The 17,273-nt window shown below is 65.0% G+C and carries 10 protein-coding genes; 6 read left to right on the top strand and 4 right to left on the bottom strand.

Features of this window, described 5'->3' with window-relative positions; all coding sequences use genetic code 11:
• Positions 1-245: 245 nt before the first annotated feature.
• The gene (locus SJI00_RS16960) at positions 246-1,856 is read right to left on the bottom strand and encodes a GGDEF domain-containing response regulator (protein ID WP_322462858.1); all 1,611 of its coding nucleotides are present in this window, start codon (positions 1,854-1,856) and stop codon (positions 246-248) included.
• Between the two features lie 485 nt (positions 1,857-2,341).
• Here SJI00_RS16960 and SJI00_RS16955 point away from each other — a divergent pair, with 485 nt between their 5' ends.
• From SJI00_RS16955 to speA, 4 genes are all read left to right on the top strand, one after another.
• Positions 2,342-3,406: a DUF2333 family protein gene (locus SJI00_RS16955; protein ID WP_322462857.1), complete on the top strand. Its 1,065-nt coding sequence runs from the start codon at positions 2,342-2,344 to the stop codon at positions 3,404-3,406.
• 1 nt (position 3,407) lies between these two features.
• The gene (locus SJI00_RS16950; protein WP_322462856.1) at positions 3,408-3,947 is read left to right on the top strand and encodes an NUDIX hydrolase; all 540 of its coding nucleotides are present in this window, start codon (positions 3,408-3,410) and stop codon (positions 3,945-3,947) included.
• A 209-nt stretch (positions 3,948-4,156) separates the two neighbouring features.
• Complete coding sequence (locus tag SJI00_RS16945) at positions 4,157-4,525, top strand: translation initiation factor Sui1 (RefSeq protein WP_322462855.1); 369 nt, start codon at positions 4,157-4,159, stop codon at positions 4,523-4,525.
• A gap of 241 nt (positions 4,526-4,766) precedes the next feature.
• On the top strand, positions 4,767-6,680 hold the full coding sequence (speA, locus tag SJI00_RS16940) for an arginine decarboxylase (RefSeq protein WP_322462854.1): 1,914 nt from the start codon (positions 4,767-4,769) through the stop codon (positions 6,678-6,680).
• Between the two features lie 110 nt (positions 6,681-6,790).
• Here the strand turns inward: speA and SJI00_RS16935 are convergent, their stop codons facing one another.
• Positions 6,791-8,125, bottom strand: a complete 1,335-nt coding sequence (locus tag SJI00_RS16935; protein WP_322462853.1) for an MATE family efflux transporter — start codon at positions 8,123-8,125, stop codon at positions 6,791-6,793.
• A gap of 213 nt (positions 8,126-8,338) precedes the next feature.
• Between SJI00_RS16935 and SJI00_RS16930 the strand changes: the two genes are divergently transcribed.
• Entirely contained in the window at positions 8,339-13,240 is a 4,902-nt protein-coding gene (locus SJI00_RS16930) for an alpha-2-macroglobulin family protein (RefSeq protein ID WP_322462852.1), read from the top strand.
• A gap of 310 nt (positions 13,241-13,550) precedes the next feature.
• Here SJI00_RS16930 and SJI00_RS16925 read toward each other — a convergent pair whose 3' ends face one another.
• On the bottom strand, positions 13,551-13,844 hold the full coding sequence (locus SJI00_RS16925; protein ID WP_322463025.1) for a hypothetical protein: 294 nt from the start codon (positions 13,842-13,844) through the stop codon (positions 13,551-13,553).
• 154 nt (positions 13,845-13,998) lie between these two features.
• On the opposite strand from SJI00_RS16925, the gene pbpC reads away from it, so the two are divergent.
• Complete coding sequence (gene pbpC / locus SJI00_RS16920) at positions 13,999-16,407, top strand: peptidoglycan glycosyltransferase PbpC (protein WP_416221060.1); 2,409 nt, start codon at positions 13,999-14,001, stop codon at positions 16,405-16,407.
• A 36-nt stretch (positions 16,408-16,443) separates the two neighbouring features.
• On the opposite strand, the gene SJI00_RS16915 is transcribed toward pbpC, so the two are convergent.
• Entirely contained in the window at positions 16,444-17,220 is a 777-nt protein-coding gene (locus tag SJI00_RS16915; protein WP_322462851.1) for a response regulator transcription factor, read from the bottom strand.
• Between the last annotated feature and the right edge of the window lie 53 nt (positions 17,221-17,273).

Raw genomic sequence — 17,273 nt, 5'->3', positions numbered from 1 at the left:
CGATGGCTGCGCAGCAGCCCAGCAACAGCAGTCACACTCGATCAGGCGGTACGGCGAGCGGGTGTAGGGCGGCGTTGCCGCCCATCGCGAGCAAGCTCACTCCTACCATCTGCGCGTCTTCAACTGCGATGGGCTGCTTGATGGGGCCATGTAGGCGCGAGCTTGCTCGCGATGGCTGCGCAGCAGCCCTACGACAGCAACCCCGCTCCATCAGGCTGCGCAGCAGCCCCAGCCACCATGTCCCGTCAATCTGGCGTCTTGACCACACAATTACGCCCACTGTGCTTGGCCGCATACAGCGCCTCATCAGCCGTAGTGCTCAGGCTCAGGGCGTCCATGTCTTGCCTCAGGCTGGCAATACCGGCGCTGAACGTGCATTGCAGATCGTGCGGCTGAGCGGGGTAGTTGAGCTCGGCGAAGCGTCGACGCAGGTCGTCGAGCACCAGGTGCGCGGCATCGAGCTCGGTGTTGGGCATCACGATGGCGAACTCTTCGCCGCCGTAGCGGCCGATGAAGTCGGTACGGCGCAGGCGTTGGCGCAAGAACAACGCCAGGCTTTTGAGTACGCGGTCGCCGGTGGAGTGCCCGTGCAGGTCATTGACGCGCTTGAAGTGGTCGATGTCGAGCATGGCGAAACTCAGCGGCTGCGCCTCGCGCCGCGCGCGGTGGCTGCTGTCTTCGAGCAATTGCAGGATGTGCGTGTGGTTATACAGCCCGGTCAGGCTGTCACGGATCATCCGCGCGTTCAGATGGCGGGCGCGGGCGGCGCGGTTGTGCACGGTGGTCACCAACTGGCGGGCCTGCACCGGCTTGGTCAGGAAGTCATCGCCGCCTTCGCTCATGGCTTCAAGCTGCTTGTCCAGGTCGTCTTCGGCAGACAGGTAGATGATCGGCACACTCACATAGCGATCACAGTGCCGAATGGCCCGAGCCAGCTCGGCGCCGGTACAACCGGGCATGTACATGTCGAGGATGATCAGATCGGGCTGGAAGTCCGCCAGCGCATCCATGGTCTTGAGCGGCTCGATCAGCACGCGTGTCGCGATGCCTGCGCTTTTCAGCGTGCGCTCGGTATGCAGCGCCTGCGTTCGCGAGTCATCGATGATCAGAACGCGGAATGGGTCGATGTGCGCCGGGTTGCTCAAGAGTTCGATCTTCTCCAGCAGCGTGGAGGCTTCCAGCTTGCCGGTCAGAAACGCCTTGGCCCCGGCGCGCACGGCGGCCAGGCGGGCGCTGGTGCTGGTTTCATCGCAACCAAAGAACAGCAGCGCCACCGGTTGCTGCGGATCGTCCTGCAGCGCCTGCGCCAGCTCCAGCCCGCGGCCGGGACCTGTGAAGTCGACATCCATGACCACGACCTCAGGACGCTGCTCGAGCAATGACGCCCGCAGTGCCTCGGCGCTGTGCAACGCCTGCGCGGCCAGGCCGAAGAACGCCAACTGCTTGGCCAGGCGCTCGGCGTGCTCGTGGTCTTGCAGCAGCAGATACAACGGTCGGCGCAGGGGTGGCAAGGGCACATCATCGAGCTGGTCGCCGCGCCGCAGGCTGGCCCGCGACAAGCGTTTGATCAACGTTTCCAGCTCGGTCAATGCAAGGGTGGGGTAGGGAGGCGGGCACAGGACGAGCGCCTGCAGCCGCTGCCCGATCATCTGGGCCAGACCCGCCAACGGCGCTTGCTCGAGACGTTCAGCCCAGCGCTGCAGGCGCAGGCTCGCCTCCAGCAGTTCGTTCAGGCAGGCGTCGTCGCCGTGCCGTAGCCGCCGCCACAACAGCAGAACATCCCGGGTTTGTTGCACCATCCGCTGCGCGGACAGATGCTTGATGCGTTCGGGGCAAGGTGGGGCTGGCTGGTTCATGGGCTCACTGCGATGGGGCAGCTAAATAGTGGCCTCATGCTAGCACTGCTTGGCGTCTGACTGTTCGAGGGGATTGGACTATTTGCGCAATGACCGATCACTACCTGCTGACCGGTTGGTCGCGTATGCGCATGGCGATGTCTGCTTTATAGTGCTGACGCTGTGATCTGCCGTGGCACCCTGACTCTACCCTGTGGTCCAACCCGCAGGACTTGCATCGAAAGCGCCGGCCCTCGGCTGTGATGCACTTCACCTGAGCGATCGGAGCGGCTTGGCGGCTTGTCGCGCTAACCTGGGTGCCTGACCGGCCGTTGCAAGGTAAAGCCAGCTTTGTGGGAGCGCCTGTCGGGTGCCCCAGTGAGCGGTCAGGGGCTGCACGCCAGCCCTGGCGGCTCCGATTCGATTCAAGTGAACAGCTTCGGGGCAGGATCGGCTGTATCCGCACAATGCTTCGTATTCGACGTGACTGATTAAGGACTAACGCCATGCTGGACTGGAAAAAACGCGAGGCCACCGAAGCGCCCCGCGAGCGGGCTGAAACCCGCAAAGCCAAACCTCGCCGCCGCGCAGGGGCCTGGGGCACTGTGATTGCCGCCGTCGTGGGCGTGTACCTGGTGGTCTGCATCGGTCTGAGCTGGTACTGGAGCCAGGAGCCCGAGTTGTTCCCGGTCCAGCAGACGGCGCAATCGGCGGCCCAGCAGTCCGGGCAGAAAATGGTGGTCGGCTACACCACGGTCGAAACGCTCAAGACCGTCGCCGGCACGCTGCTGAACAAGCCAGGCGGCTACATCGCCAACGACCGTTTCCCACCGGGCCTGTGGATGGACAACATGCCGAGCTGGGAATACGGCGTGCTGGTTCAGGTGCGTGACCTGTCGCGTGCGCTGCGCAAGGACTTCGCCCGTTCGCAGTCGCAGTCGACCGAAGACGCCGACCTGGCCAAGGCCGAGCCGCGCTTCAACTTCGACCACAAGAGCTGGATTCTGCCTTCGAGCGAATCCGAGTTCGAGGAAGGCATCAAGTCGTTGTCGCGTTACCAGGCTCGCCTGGCAGCCGGTGACAAAGGCGCGATCTTCTACACCCGTGCCGACAACCTGAACAACTGGCTGGGCGATGTCGCCACGCGTCTGGGCTCGTTGTCCCAGCGCCTGTCGGCAAGCGTGGGTCGGGTCAAGCTCAACAGCAACCTGAAGACCGAAGCCATCGTGCCGGGTCAGGCGCCTCAGGTGGATGAAGAGCTGGTCGAAACCCCGTGGCTGCAGATCGACAACGTCTTCTACGAGGCCCGTGGCCAGGCTTGGGCGTTGTCGCACCTGCTGCGCGCCATCGAGGTCGACTTCGCCGATGTCCTGGCGAAGAAGAACGCCACCGTCAGCGTTCGGCAGATCATCCGCGAGCTGGAAGCCTCGCAGGAACCGCTGTGGAGCCCGATGGTGCTCAACGGCAGCGGCTTCGGCATGTGGGCCAACCACTCGCTGGTCATGGCCAACTACATCTCCCGCGCCAACGCTGCCGTGATCGACCTGCGTCAGCTGCTGTCGCAGGGCTGATATGCCGATTGCACCTCTGGAGGCCGCGCACCGCGCGGCCTCTGACGTTGAGCTGATCGCCTGGGTCGATGCCCGGGACGAACTGCTCGGCGCCTTGCCACGGGCTGAGCTGCGCGAGCGTGCGCTGATTGGCCGAGGCACCTTCATCCTGCTTTTCAACAGCCAGGGCGAGCTTTGCGTACATCGCCGCACCTTGAGCAAGGCGCTGTACCCAGGTTACTGGGACGTGGCGGCGGGCGGCATGGTCGGCGCCGGGGAAACCTATGCGCAATCGGCGGCCCGTGAGCTGGAGGAGGAGTTGGGCGTGAGCGGCGTCGATCTGCAGTTTCATGAAAAATTCTTCTTCGACCAACCCGACAACCACCTGTGGTGCGCGGTGTTTTCCGCCGTGTGGGACGGGCCGCTGCGGCTGCAGCCCGAAGAGGTGCTCGAAGCGCGCTTCATCAGCCTCGCCGCCGCTGAACTCGACAGCCGGCACAAGCCCTATTGCCCCGATTCCCTGGCCGCCTTGCAACGCTACCGGCGTACGGTCGGCCTCTGACGCGCGGCTGCCTGCGGTCAGGTCGCAAAACAGGCGCAAAATGGCGCAATCCGCTACTTGGGCCGTCAGACTTTTCTGGTTAAACTGCGCGCCCTTTATGGGTTGCCACCTCAGCCGTGGCAATGAGCGCCGCCCCTGCCAGAGTGGGGCCTCGCGGTCGACCCAACGTCCGGTTCGACCAGTTTTTGTCCTCAGCCAGAGGCACAAAAGTGGCCAAGAAAACGTCCTCCTTTGCCGCCCTTGGCGGTCTCGTCTATTCCACCGATGCCGGCCGGCATTGCCCTGACTGCAACCAGCCCGTCGATGCCTGTATCTGCCAGCAGCAGGTGCCTGAAGGTGACGGCATTGCCCGCGTGCGCCGCGAGAGCAAAGGCCGTGGCGGGAAAACGGTCACCACCGTCAGCGGGGTGCTGCTGGCCGCCGAGCCGCTCAAGGAACTGGCCGCCGCGCTCAAGCGCCGTTGTGGCACCGGTGGTGCGCTCAAGGACGGCGTCATCGAGATTCAGGGTGACCACGTCGAGCTGCTCATCGGTGAGCTGAGCAAACGCGGCTTCACGGCGAAGAAGTCCGGCGGCTGAGGCCTGGGCCCAGGCGCTTTGCGCACCACTCATTACGCGACCGGGTCGCGAGCGACGCGGTCGCGTTCAGCCTTCGATTCGAGGCTTTTCAGGCAGCGCCCGGGGTTTTTACCGTTGCGTTTCTAAACTCGCTTGTGCAACCGGGGTCTATCCCCAGCATGGACGAACCGTCATTTTCAGCTTCTACACTGCCTTGCGCTCTGCCCAGGGCAGTGTTCTGACTTCTTTATAGGGGACTTGAATGTCCGTACGACGCACACGCAAAGACGATGGCAGCCAGTGGACCGTGGCCGACAGCCGCAGTGTTTATGGCATCCGCCATTGGGGCGCTGGCTACTTCGCCATCAATGAAGCCGGGCGCGTCGAAGTGCGCCCCAACGGCCCCGACAGCTCGCCCATCGATCTTTTCGAGCAGGTCGACGAGTTGCGTCAGAGCGGCTTGAGCCTGCCGCTGCTGGTGCGTTTCCCCGACATTCTGCAAGACCGCGTGCGCCAGCTCACCGGTGCCTTCGATGCCAACATCGCGCGTCTGGAGTACCAGAGCCAGTACACCGCGCTGTACCCGATCAAGGTCAACCAGCAAGAAGCGGTGGTGGAGAACATCATCGCCACGCAGAACGTCTCCATCGGCCTGGAAGCCGGCTCCAAGCCGGAACTGCTGGCTGTGCTGGCCCTGGCGCCCAAAGGCGGCACCATTGTCTGCAACGGCTACAAGGACCGCGAGTTCATCCGCCTGGCGCTGATGGGCCAGAAGCTTGGCCACAACGTGTTCATCGTGATCGAGAAAGAGTCCGAAGTGGCGCTGGTGATCGAGGAGGCCGAGGAGCTCAAGGTCAAGCCACAGGTGGGTCTGCGCGTGCGTCTGTCGTCGCTGGCGTCGAGCAAGTGGGCCGACACCGGCGGTGAAAAGTCCAAGTTCGGTCTGTCGGCTGCGCAGTTGCTGTCGGTGGTCCGGCGCTTCAAGGACGCGGGCCTCGACCAGGGCATCCGCCTGCTGCACTTCCACATGGGTTCGCAGATCGCCAACCTGGCCGACTACCAGCACGGCTTCAAGGAAGCGATCCGCTACTACGGCGAGCTGCGTGCGCTCGGCCTGCCGGTCGATCACATCGACGTCGGCGGTGGCCTGGGTGTCGATTACGACGGTACTCACTCGCGCAACGCCAGTTCGATCAACTACGACATCGACGACTACGCCGCCGTGGTCGTGGGCATGCTCAAGGAGTTCTGCGACGCCCAGGGCCTGCCGCACCCGCACATCTTCTCCGAGAGCGGTCGCGCGCTGACCGCCCACCACGCCATGCTGGTGGTGCAGGTCACCGACGTCGAGAAGCACAACGACCAGATACCCACCATCGATGACAAGGCCACGCTGCCCGAGACCGTGCAATGGCTGGTCGACCTGCTCGGCCCGACCGACATCGAGATGGTCACCGAGACCTACTGGCGCGCCACCCACTACATGGGCGACATCGCCGCGCAGTACGCCGACGGCAAGATCACCCTCAGCGAGAAGGCCCTGGCCGAGCAGTGCTATTTCGCCGTGTGCCGCCGCCTGCACAATTCGCTCAAAGCCCGTCAGCGCTCGCACCGCCAGGTGCTCGACGAGCTCAACGACAAGCTGGCCGACAAGTACATCTGCAACTTCTCGGTGTTCCAGAGCCTGCCCGATACCTGGGCTATCGGTCAGGTGCTGCCGATCCTGCCGCTGCATCGCCTGGATGAAGAGCCGCTGCGCCGCGCCGTGTTGCAAGACCTGACCTGCGACTCGGACGGCAAGATCAATCAGTACGTCGACGAACAGAGCATCGAGACCAGCCTGCCGGTGCATGGCATCAACGAGGGTGAGGACTACCTGCTGGGCATCTTCCTGGTCGGTGCCTACCAGGAAATCCTCGGCGACATGCACAACCTGTTCGGTGACACCGACTCGGTGAACATCTACCAGAACGCCGACGGCAGCGTGTACCACGCTGGCATCGAGACCCACGACACCATCGAGGACATGCTGCGCTACGTGCACCTGTCGCCCGAAGAACTGATGACCCACTACCGCGACAAGGTCGCCAGCGCCAAGATCACCCCGCGTGAGCGTACGCAGTATCTGGATGCCTTGCGCCTGGGCCTGACTCGCTCGTCCTACCTGTCGTCCTGAAGACCGGGCACCGCACAGTGCCCCTCGCGGGGCAGCTGTGCGGTGCCTGTAGCAGGCCGGCGCAGCCCGCCCACGGCTGCAACCGCCGTCCACCTGGCCTCACGGCGCATTCACAGCCAACCCCCGCGCCTGTGCAAACGCCAGCCGAGCCCAGCCAGTGTCACCGCCCGCAGCGCCATGAACGCGAGAAACGCCAGCCATAGTCCATGGTTGCCCAGCCCGCGCAATGCCAGGGCCAAGGGCAGGGCGATCAGCACCGACAGCAGCATGGCATTGCGCATTTCCCGCGCACGGGTGGCGCCGATGAACAGGCCGTCGAGCAGGTAGCTCCAGACCGCCACCAAGGGCAGCACGGCCAGATAGGGCAGATACGGGTCGGCAGCCTCGCGCACGCTGACGATGTCGGTTTGCATCGCAATGAACAGGTGGCCGCAGGCCAGGAACAGTGCGGCGAAGACCAGGCTGATCAGCAACGACCAACCCCCGGCCACCACCAGCGAGCGGCGCAGCACCTCGCGCTGGCGGGCACCGATGGCGTGCCCGCACAACGCTTCGACCGCATGGGCCAGGCCGTCGAGGGCATAGGCGGCGAGCAGCAGGCCATTGAGTAGCAGGGCATTGGCGGCCACGGTCGCCTCGCCCAGGCGGGCGCCCTGCACGGTCAACAACAGGAACACGCATTGCAACGCCAGGCTGCGCAGAAAGATGTCGCGGTTCACCGACAGCAGCGGCCGCCAGGCCGTCCAGCGGCGCAGCGCCGACCAGACGATACGCCCCGGATAGGCGCGCAGTGCGGGGCGGGTCAGGGCCAGGCCCAGCAAGGCGCCACTCCATTCGGCAATGACCGAGGCCCGCGCCGAGCCAACCACGCCCCAGTCCAGCCCAAGCACGAACCACAGGTTGAGCAGGATGTTCAGCAGGTTGGTGGTCAGCAGAATCGCCAGCGGCGCCCGGGCGTTCTGTGTGCCGAGGAACCAACCCACCAGCGCATAGCTGGCCAGCGCCGCGGGCAGGCCGAACAGGCGGGTATGGAAGAAGGCTTGCGTGCCTTGCTGCAAGGCGGCGCTGGGCTGCATGGCTTGCAACGCCAGCTGACTGAACGGCACCGCGACCACCGCGATCAGCAGCGCCAGCCCCAACGCCAGCAGCAACCCTTGAACCAGCACCTGGCGCAGTGCATCGCCATCACCGCGGCCTGCCGCCTGCGCCGCAAACCCCGTCGCACCCATGCGCAGGAAACCCATCAGCCCCATCATGAAGGTGAACAGCATGGCACCGACCGCTACCGCGCCGAGCTGATGCGCATGGGGCAGGTGGCCGATGACCGTGCTGTCGACCAGCGCCACCAGCGGCACGCTGAGGTTGGACAGGATCATCGGCGCCGCCAGCGCCCAGACGTTGCGGTGGGTAGGGCGGTGGCGCCAGTCGGTGAGCAGTGAGGGCATCGATACTCCAGTCAGATCCGTCGCGCGGCCTGGCGAGGGTGCGCCATTCTAGCGGCCTGCACTGTCTTGGACACATTTTGTAAAGCGCGCTTGCGCGGCAGCAACCAATCGTTGCCAACACGGTCTCAGCTCACGCAGCCCTCCGCGTGAATTGCTTCCCGGTGGGCTATAGTTGCCGTCCTTACGACCACGCTGCCGAAGAGTCCACCCCTCATGTTCAACAAAGGATTGTTGCTGGCCTGTGCGCTGGCACTGCTCAGTGCCTGTGATTCCTCTACCTCCGAGCCGCCCAAGCCAGCGCCGGCCGACAAGCCTGCGGCCCCTGCCCAGGCCGCGCCGGCCAAGCGCGAAGACCCAGCGGTGCTGGCCAAGCGCTACGAGGGCCGCGAACTGAACGTGCTGGATGTCTCGGAAGTGCAGGTCGACGGCGCCAGCGCGTTGTCGATCAGCTTCTCCGCGCCGCTGGACGCCGAGCAGGACTTCGCCAGCAAGCTGCACCTGGTCGATACCGTCAAGGGCAAGGTTGACGGCGCCTGGGAGCTGTCCACCAACCAGATGGAGCTGCGCCTGCGCCACCTCGAGCCGCAGCGCAAGCTGGTGCTGACCATCGACAAGGGCCTGCTCGGGGTCAATGGCAAGCCACTGGCCGCCGACGCCGTGAGCCGCCTGGAAACCCGCGACATGCAGGCCACCGTCGGCTTCGCCAGCCGCGGCTCGCTGCTGCCCACGCGCCTGGCCGAAGGCCTGCCGGTGATCGCCCTGAACGTCGACAAGGTCGATGTCGAGTTCTTCCGGGTCAAGCCCGAAATGCTCTCGAACTTCCTGGCCAACTGGGGGCGCAACAGCAGCCTGTACTACTACCAGTCCAAGGAAACCCTGGACATGGCCGAGCTGGTCTACAGCGGCCGTTTCGACCTCAACCCTGCGCGCAATACCCGCGAAACCGTGCTGTTGCCGATCGCCGGGATCAAGCCGCTGCAGGCGCCGGGCGTGTACCTGGCAGTGATGCGTGCGTCGGGTGTCTATGGCTATTCCCAGCCGGCCACCTTGTTCACCCTGAGTGACATTGGCCTGTCTGCGCACCGGTACCGTGACCGCATCGATGTGTTTACCCAAGCCCTGGAAGGCGGCAAGGCGCTGAACGGCGTCAAGCTCGAACTGCACGACGACAAGGGCAAGCTGCTCGCTCAGGCCAGCACCGACGGCGACGGCCACGCGCAGATGCCGATCAATGAAAAGGCCAACACCCTGATCGCCACCCAGGGCGTGAACACCACGCTGTTGAACCTGAACACCGCAGCCCTGGATCTCGCTGAGTTCGACATCACCGGCCCACAGGCCAACCCCCTGCAGTTCTTCGTCTTCGGCCCGCGCGACCTGTACCGTCCGGGTGAAACCGTGTTGCTCAACGGCTTGCTGCGTGACCAGGATGGCAAGCCGGTCAAGGCCCAGCCGATCAACGTCGAAGTGCGCCGCCCGGATGAACAGGTAAGCCGCAAGTTCGTCTGGGAAGCCGACGCCAACGGCCTGTTCCAGTATCAGCTGCAACTGTCCAGCGAAGCCCCGACCGGCCGCTGGCAGTTGCTCTTCGATCTGGGCGGTGGTCGCAAGCAGGTCTTCGAGGTGCTGGTCGAGGACTTCCTGCCCGAGCGTCTGGCGCTGGAACTCAAAGGCAGCCCCACACCGCTGACGCCTGACGAAACGGCGCACATTCAGGTCAACGGCCGTTACCTGTATGGCGCGCCGGCCGCAGGCAACCGCCTCAGCGGCCAGGCGTATGTACGCCCGTTGCGCGAAGCCGTGCCGGGTCTGCCGGGTTACCAGTTCGGCTCGGTCAGTGAAAGCGATCTGAGCCAGGACCTGGAACTTGATGAAGTCACCCTCGACCAGGCCGGCAAGGCCAGCCTGGACATCGAAAGCCGCTGGGCCGAGGCCCGTTCGCCGCTGCAACTGACCGTGCAGGCCAGCCTGCAGGAGTCCGGTGGCCGGCCCATCACCCGTCGCCTGGAACAACCCATCTGGCCGGCCGAGCGCTTGCCCGGGCTGCGCGGGTTGTTCGACGGTGAGGAAACCGACAGCGACGCTGCCGTGGAATTCGAGGTGCTGGTCGCCGACCGCGAGGGCAAGAAGCTGGCGGTGGACGACCTCAAGGTGCGGCTGATTCGCGAGCGCCGCGATTACTACTGGAATTACGCGGACGACAACGGCTGGAGCTACAACTTCAACGAGAAATTCCTCACCGAAAGTGAAGAAACGGTCAGCATCAAGGCCGGTTCCACCGCCAAGCTCAGTTTCCAGGTGGAGTGGGGCCCGTACCGGGTCGAGGTGGAAGATCCGCAGACCGGTATCGTTTCCAGCGAGCGCTTCTGGGCCGGCTACCGCGCCCAAGACAACGCCGAAGGCGGCGCCGTGAGGCCTGACCAGGTCAAGCTGGCGCTGGACAAACCGGCCTATGGCGACGGCAGCACCGCCAAGGTCACCGTAACCCCGCCTGCCGCCGGCAGCGGCTACCTGATGATCGAGTCGGCCGACGGTCCACTGTGGTGGCAGGCCATCGATGTGCCGGCAGACGGCAAGGCCTTCGACATCCAGCTAGACCCGAAATGGGCGCGCCATGACCTGTACGTCAGCGCCTTGGTGATCCGCCCCGGCGAGCGCAAAGTCAATGCCACGCCCAAGCGCGCTGTAGGCGTGTTGCACCTGCCGCTGCAGCGCGCTGATCGCAAGCTCGCGCTCACCTTGCAAGCGCCTGAGAAAATGCGCCCGAAACAGCCGCTGAGCGTCAAGCTCAAGGCGGTGAATGCCGACGGCAGCGTACCGAAACAGGTGCGCGTGCTGCTCTCGGCGGTCGACGTCGGGATTCTCAATATCACCGACTTCAAGACCCCTGATCCGTTTACCGGCCTGTTCGGTCGCAAGGCCTATGGCGCTGACCAACTGGACATCTATGGGCAATTGATCGAAGCCGGGCAGGGCCGTCTGGCCAGCCTGGCGTTTGGTGGTGACGCCGCCATGGCCAAGGGCGGCAAGCGCCCCAATACCACGGTGACCATCGTCGCCCAGCAAAGCGTGCCGGTGACCCTGGACGACAAGGGCGAAGGCGTGGCCACGGTCGACATTCCCGACTTCAACGGTGAGCTGCGGCTGATGGCCCAGGCCTGGACCGACGACCACTTCGGTGTTGCCGAAGGCAAGACCGTGGTCGCTGCGCCGCTGATTGCCGAGCTGTCGGCGCCGCGCTTCCTCGCCGGCGGTGACCGCACGCGCTTGGCGCTGGACCTGGCCAACCTGTCTGGCCGCGCGCAGCAGCTGACCGTGCAACTGCACACCGAAGGCCAGATCAGCCTCAACGGCCCCGCCGAGCAACAGGTCAGCCTGGCCGAAGGTCAGCGCAGCACCTTGCTCATCCCGGTCGAGGCCCAAGGCGGCCTGGGGCAGGGCAAAGTGCAGGTGCAGGTCAGCGGCCTGCAGTTGCCCAACGAGCCGAGCACGGTGTACACCCGCGATTGGACGCTGGGCATTCGCCCGGCTTATCCGGCGATGCTCAAGCACTACCGCGTTGCCTTGAAGGACCAGCCGTGGAGCCTGCCAGACAATGAGCTGGCCGCCTTCGAACCCGCCGGTCTTGAGGCAAGCCTGGTCTTGTCGAGCCGTCCGCCGCTGAATCTGGCCGAGCAGATACGCGCCCTGGAAGCCTACCCCTACGGCTGTCTGGAACAGACCACCAGCGGTCTTTACCCGTCGCTGTATGCCGATGCCGCAAGCCTCAAGCGCCTGGGCATCAAGGGTGAGCCGGACGATGTGCGCAAGCGCAAGATCGAGGTGGGCATCGAGCGCTTGCTGAGCATGCAGCGCTTCAACGGCAGCTTCGGTCTGTGGAGTGCTGAAGGTGAAGAGGAATACTGGCTGACGGCGTACGTCACCGACTTCCTCCAACGCGCCCGCGAGCAAGGCTTCGGCGTACCGGCCGACGCCTTGAAGAAAGCCAGCGAGCGGCTGCTGCGCTATGTGCAGGAACCCAACCTGATCGAAGCCGACTACAGCGACAACGCCGCACATACCCGCTTCGCCGCACAGGCCTACGCCGCGCTGGTGCTGGCGCGTAATCAGCAGGCGCCGCTGGGCGCCTTGCGCAGCCTGTTCGAACGTCGTACCGATGCCCGCTCTGGCCTGCCGCTGGTGCAACTGGCCGTGGCGCTGGACAAGATGGGTGACAAACCGCGCGCCCAGCAGGCCTTGCAGACCGGTCTGGCGATTGGTCGTGGCAAAGGCTACATGGCCGACTATGGCAGTGCCCTGCGCGACCAGGCGCTGATTCTCGCCTTGCTGCAAGAGAACCAGCTGGCCAGCAACCAGGTCGATCAGCGGCTGTTTGCGCTGTCGGACGAACTGGCCGCCAGCAACTGGCTGTCGACCCAGGAACGCAACGCGCTGTTCCTCGCCGGGCGTGGCCTGATGAACAAGCCGGAGGCCGCGTGGAAAGCTCGGCTGGACAGCGCCGGTGAGGTGCGTGAGTTCGACAATGCCGAGTCTGGCATGAAGCTGGAGGGCCCGTTGTTGGCCTCGCCATTGAGCATCCAGAACCAGAGCAGCGACACCCTCTACCAGCAGTTGACCGTGTCGGGCTACCCGCGTCAGGCGCCGCCGGCCATGAGCAATGGCATGGAGATTCGCCGTGAGTACCTGGGCCTCAACGGCCAGGCGCTGAACCTCGGCAATCTGCGCAGTGGTGACCTGGTGCTGGTACACCTGGCGCTCAAATCCAAGGACCGCGTGCCCGATGCCCTGGTGGTCGACCTGCTGCCGGCTGGGCTTGAAGTGGAAAATCAGAACCTGGCGCAAAGCTCGGCCAGCCTGGACAACGCCAGCAGCGCGGTGAAGCAATGGCGCGATTCGATGCAGAACGCCAACGTTGTGCATCAGGAGTTTCGCGATGACCGTTACGTCGCCTCGCTCAAGCTCGATGGCTATGGCACCACGCACCTGCTGTATCTGGCCCGCGCGGTGACCCCTGGCAGCTATCGCATTCCCCCGCCACAGATCGAGTCGATGTACCGCCCTGAGATCCAGGCGGTGGGTGAAAGCCTTGGGGAGATGCTGATCAAGGCTCGCTAAGTGGGCAAAGGGGGCAGGGCTATCTGCCTGCCCCCGGAACCTGCTGCAAAGGGTGCAGGATGGCCGCAAACGCCAGCCAGATGCCGAAGGCGCAGGAAGCTCGACTCGTAGAGAGCGGCCGGCCCGGCGCGATGGGCTGCGGAGCAGACCAATGGCTGAAATCGCGTTCATCGAGGCGATACGCCTCGCTCGTCGCTCATCGCAGCCAACCGAGACGCGCCCCGGTTGCCTCTGCTATATCAGTGAACCCCGTGTAATCCCATGCAACGGAGGATCACCAGGCGGCTACGGCCCGAAGTCTTGCTGCCATTCAATGCACCACCCAGCTCATCACCCACAGCCCAAGCAGCCCCCAGATGATTCCGAGCACAATCGATGCCCGCATGAACGCACGCACTGCCGAGTACAGCAGCATCAGGCCAACGATCAGCGCCAGAATACTGATCAGCGACGTGTCCATGCCCAGCGTGCGGGACAACCCCTCGATGAAATTGCCACCTGCATTGGCCAGCAGGTTGAACAGACCGCTCATGGCATCGACGATGATGCGGATCAGCGATCCCAGCGCCTGGCCCAGCCATTCGAAAAAGCCTTCTACATGCATGATGATTTCCTGATGAACGATTCGGTCTCTGCGCTTTGGCCACCATCCTGCCAGGTCGGTTCCCGATGGCAAGCCAGGCGCCGTTTGAAAACGCGTGTGATCACCCTCCGGCACCGTGCAAACGGTCAGGTCACACGCGGTCTTGCAGGTGTTCATGAGCATTGCTGAGCGGTTTGCACGGCAGTCTGAGTGGGTATCACGGCGTTTCAGCCACTGCCGCGTACGCCCACGCAGCCGTCTCGGTCGCCTGCTGCGTACGGGAGTGCTGGGCGGTGCGGTGCTCATCGCGCTGCTGTGGAGCGCCGACCGCCTGTGGCCGCTGCCGCTGCCCGGCGATGACCTGGCCCGCGTGGTGCTGGCCGAAGACGGCACCCCACTGTGGCGCTTTGCCGATGCCGAGGGCGTGTGGCGCTATCCGGTAGGGGCCGATGAGGTATCGCCGCTGTACTTGCAGGCGTTGCTGACCTACGAGGACCGCTGGTTCTATCACCACCCTGGGGTCAACCCGATGGCGCTGGCGCGGGCCGCCTGGCTCAACCTGCGCGGCGGGCGCGTGGTGTCTGGCGGCAGCACGCTGTCGATGCAGGTGGCGCGACTGCTCGACCCGCACGACCGCACCCTGCGCGGCAAGCTGCGCCAGCTATGGCGCACGGCGCAACTGGAGTGGCACCTGTCGAAAGCGCAGATCCTGCAGATCTACCTTAACCGCGCGCCCTTCGGCGGCACCTTGCAGGGCGTGGCGGCCGCCAGTTGGGCGTATCTGGGCAAGTCGCCGCTGCACTTGACCCATGCCGAGGCCGCCCTGCTCGCCGTACTGCCCCAGGCGCCGAGCCGCTTGCGCCCGGACCGTCATCCAGAGCGCGCGCAGGCGGCGCGCGACAAAGTGCTCCAGCGCCTGGCCGACTACGCAGTGTGGCCCGCGGCAAGCCTGCGTGAGGCCGGCGAAGAACCGCTGTTGCTCGCCCCCCGCCAGGACCCCGCGCTGGCCCCGCTGCTGGCGCGGCGCCTGAACGTCCCCGGCAGTGCGCCGCTGATCCGCACCACGATCGACGCCGCCTTGCAGCGACGTCTGGAAGACCTGCTGCTGGGCTGGCGCGCGCGCCTGCCCGAGCGCACCTCGGCGGCGATCCTGGTGGTGGAGGCCAAGACCATGGCCGTGCGCGCCTACCTGGGCTCCATCGAGCTGAGCGACGCCCGCCGCTTCGGCCACGTCGACATGGTCCACGCCCTGCGCTCACCCGGCTCGACCCTCAAACCCTTCCTGTATGGCATGGCCCTGGACGATGGGCTGATCCACTCCGAGTCACTGCTGCAGGACGTGCCGCGCCGTTATGGCGATTATCGACCGGGCAATTTTTCCAGCGGCTTCAGCGGGCCGGTGTCGGCGAGTTCCGCCCTGGCGCTGTCGCTCAATCTGCCCGCAGTGCAGTTGCTTGAAGCCTACGGGCCCAAACGTTTTGCCGCGCAGTTGCGCATGGCGGGGGTGCCGTTGGCGCTACCGCCGCTGGCCGAGCCGAACCTGTCGTTGATTCTCGGCGGCGCGGGCAGCCGTCTGGACGATCTGGTCGGAGGCTATGCCGCGCTCGCTCGCCAAGGCCGCAGCGCGCAGATTCGGCTGCAACCACAAGATCCGTTGATCGAACGCCGCATGCTTTCACCGGGCGCGGCATGGATCGTGCGGCGGATTCTCAGCGGCCAGGCCCGGCCGGACCGCGATCCGCGCGCCGAGCTGGTACAGCGGCCGGCACTGGCCTGGAAAACCGGCACCAGCTACGGCTTTCGCGATGCCTGGTCGATCGGTGTAGGGCCTCGCTACCTGATCGGCATATGGATTGGCCGGCCCGATGGCACCCCGGTGGCGGGTCAATTCGGGTTGGCCTCTGCGGCGCCACTGATGCTGCAGGTGCATGACCTGTTGAGCAACCGCGACAGCCAGCGCGGCATTGTGGCAGCGCCCGAGCAAGTGCCGGATTCGGTGGGCGTAGCGGCGATCTGCTGGCCGCTGGGCCAGCCCATGGCGCGCAAGGACGACAACTGCCGGCGCCAGCGTTTCGCCTGGACCTTGCAGGGCACCACGCCGCCCACGTTACAGGCCGCTGATCAGCCGCTGGGCTTGGGTTTGAGTGAAACCGTGTGGGTCAACCCTGACGGGCTGCGGGTCGATTCGAGTTGCCCTGGCGCCCGGTCCCGGCAGGTGGCGCTATGGCCGGCCGCGCTCGAGCCATGGCTGTCGCGTCAGGAGCGGCGCGCCGCACGGTTGCCCGGCATCGACCCGAACTGCCCCCCGCACGTGGCGATCAGCGCGCCGCCGTTGTCGATTGTTGGGGTACGCGCGGGTGACCACCTGCGCCGACCGGCCAACAACCGTGAACCCTTGCAACTGCAGGTCTCGGCATTGGGCGGCAATGGTCGACGCTGGTGGTTCGTCAACGGTCAGCCGCAAGGTGAAACCGTAGACCAGCAGGGCTTGACGGTGTCGTTCGAGCAGACTGGCCGGATCGAGCTGAGTGCTCTGGACGAAAGCGGCGAAACCGCGCGGGTGGCGTTTCAGGTCAGTGATTGACAGTGCGACAGCCCGGCGCGCTCCGGGCCGCTGCACTCAATGCGCGGTGAAGCGTTGATGCAGCGGCGAGCTGCGCGGTGCGAGTGCCAGGGCCAGTTGGGTACGGTTGTGCATGTGGGTCAGGCGCAGCACCTGTGACACGTACAGTTTCACGGTGTTTTCAGTGATGCCCAGCTCGCAGGCGATCTGAAAGTTGGTCTTGCCCTGGCTGACCAGCTGCGCCACTTCGAGTTGGCGCGGCGACAGCTTCTGGAACACGGCCGGCAGCTCGGGTTCGCTTTCGGCAGGGTCGCTGGCGCGGCGGTGCATGGTGTGGCCGCGGGCTTTTTCCAGATCCTGGTACAGCTCATCGATGGATTCAGCCAAGTGGTGCAGGCGCTGGTTCAGGCTGCCCAGCTCACGCGCCTGACGCCGACGCTCAAGCAGCGACTGCTCCTGACGGCGGACTCCCTTGAGCAGTTCATCGACCTCCACCGGCTGCTGGTAGTAATCGGCAATGCCTTCACGAAGCGCACGGATCAGGTCGGCCTTATCGGCATGGCCGGTCAGCAGGATCGCCTCGAACAAACGCGGCGGCTGGGTGATGGCCTTGAGCTGGTGCACCAGTTCGATGCCATCAAAGCCAAGCAAGTGCAGGTTGCACAGCAACAAGCTGATGGCGCTGTCGTTGCGATAAAGGCTCAGTGCTTGTTCGGCGCTGTAGGCGGCAACGCAGCTGTAGCCATGGCTTTCAAGAAAATCGCAGAGCGGCTCGACGTCTGCGGGCTGGTCATCGACGACCAGCACTTTTACCTCGCTGACACTCTTGATCATGGTCAACTCCCTGTTGCTTCAAGGCCCTGATCCCGGGCCTGCCACTTACGGCG

This window comes from Pseudomonas gebzensis, from assembly GCF_034427815.1.
Classification (GTDB): domain Bacteria; phylum Pseudomonadota; class Gammaproteobacteria; order Pseudomonadales; family Pseudomonadaceae; genus Aquipseudomonas.
Note: the sequence above shows the minus strand (reverse complement) of the source record. Positions and strands in the feature narration are given on the sequence as shown.

What these genes read in the sequence shown, in the direction of transcription:
- SJI00_RS16935 (WP_322462853.1), bottom strand. Translation starts at nt 8,125, where the DNA reads ATGCCCTCACTGCTCACCGACTGGCGCCACCGCCCTACCCACCGCAAC.
- speA (WP_322462854.1), top strand. Translation starts at nt 4,767, where the DNA reads ATGTCCGTACGACGCACACGCAAAGACGATGGCAGCCAGTGGACCGTG.
- SJI00_RS16955 (WP_322462857.1), top strand. Translation starts at nt 2,342, where the DNA reads ATGCTGGACTGGAAAAAACGCGAGGCCACCGAAGCGCCCCGCGAGCGG.
- pbpC (WP_416221060.1), top strand. Translation starts at nt 13,999, where the DNA reads ATGAGCATTGCTGAGCGGTTTGCACGGCAGTCTGAGTGGGTATCACGG.
- SJI00_RS16950 (WP_322462856.1), top strand. Translation starts at nt 3,408, where the DNA reads ATGCCGATTGCACCTCTGGAGGCCGCGCACCGCGCGGCCTCTGACGTT.
- SJI00_RS16930 (WP_322462852.1), top strand. Translation starts at nt 8,339, where the DNA reads ATGTTCAACAAAGGATTGTTGCTGGCCTGTGCGCTGGCACTGCTCAGT.
- SJI00_RS16925 (WP_322463025.1), bottom strand. Translation starts at nt 13,844, where the DNA reads ATGCATGTAGAAGGCTTTTTCGAATGGCTGGGCCAGGCGCTGGGATCG.
- SJI00_RS16960 (WP_322462858.1), bottom strand. Translation starts at nt 1,856, where the DNA reads ATGAACCAGCCAGCCCCACCTTGCCCCGAACGCATCAAGCATCTGTCC.
- SJI00_RS16915 (WP_322462851.1), bottom strand. Translation starts at nt 17,220, where the DNA reads ATGATCAAGAGTGTCAGCGAGGTAAAAGTGCTGGTCGTCGATGACCAG.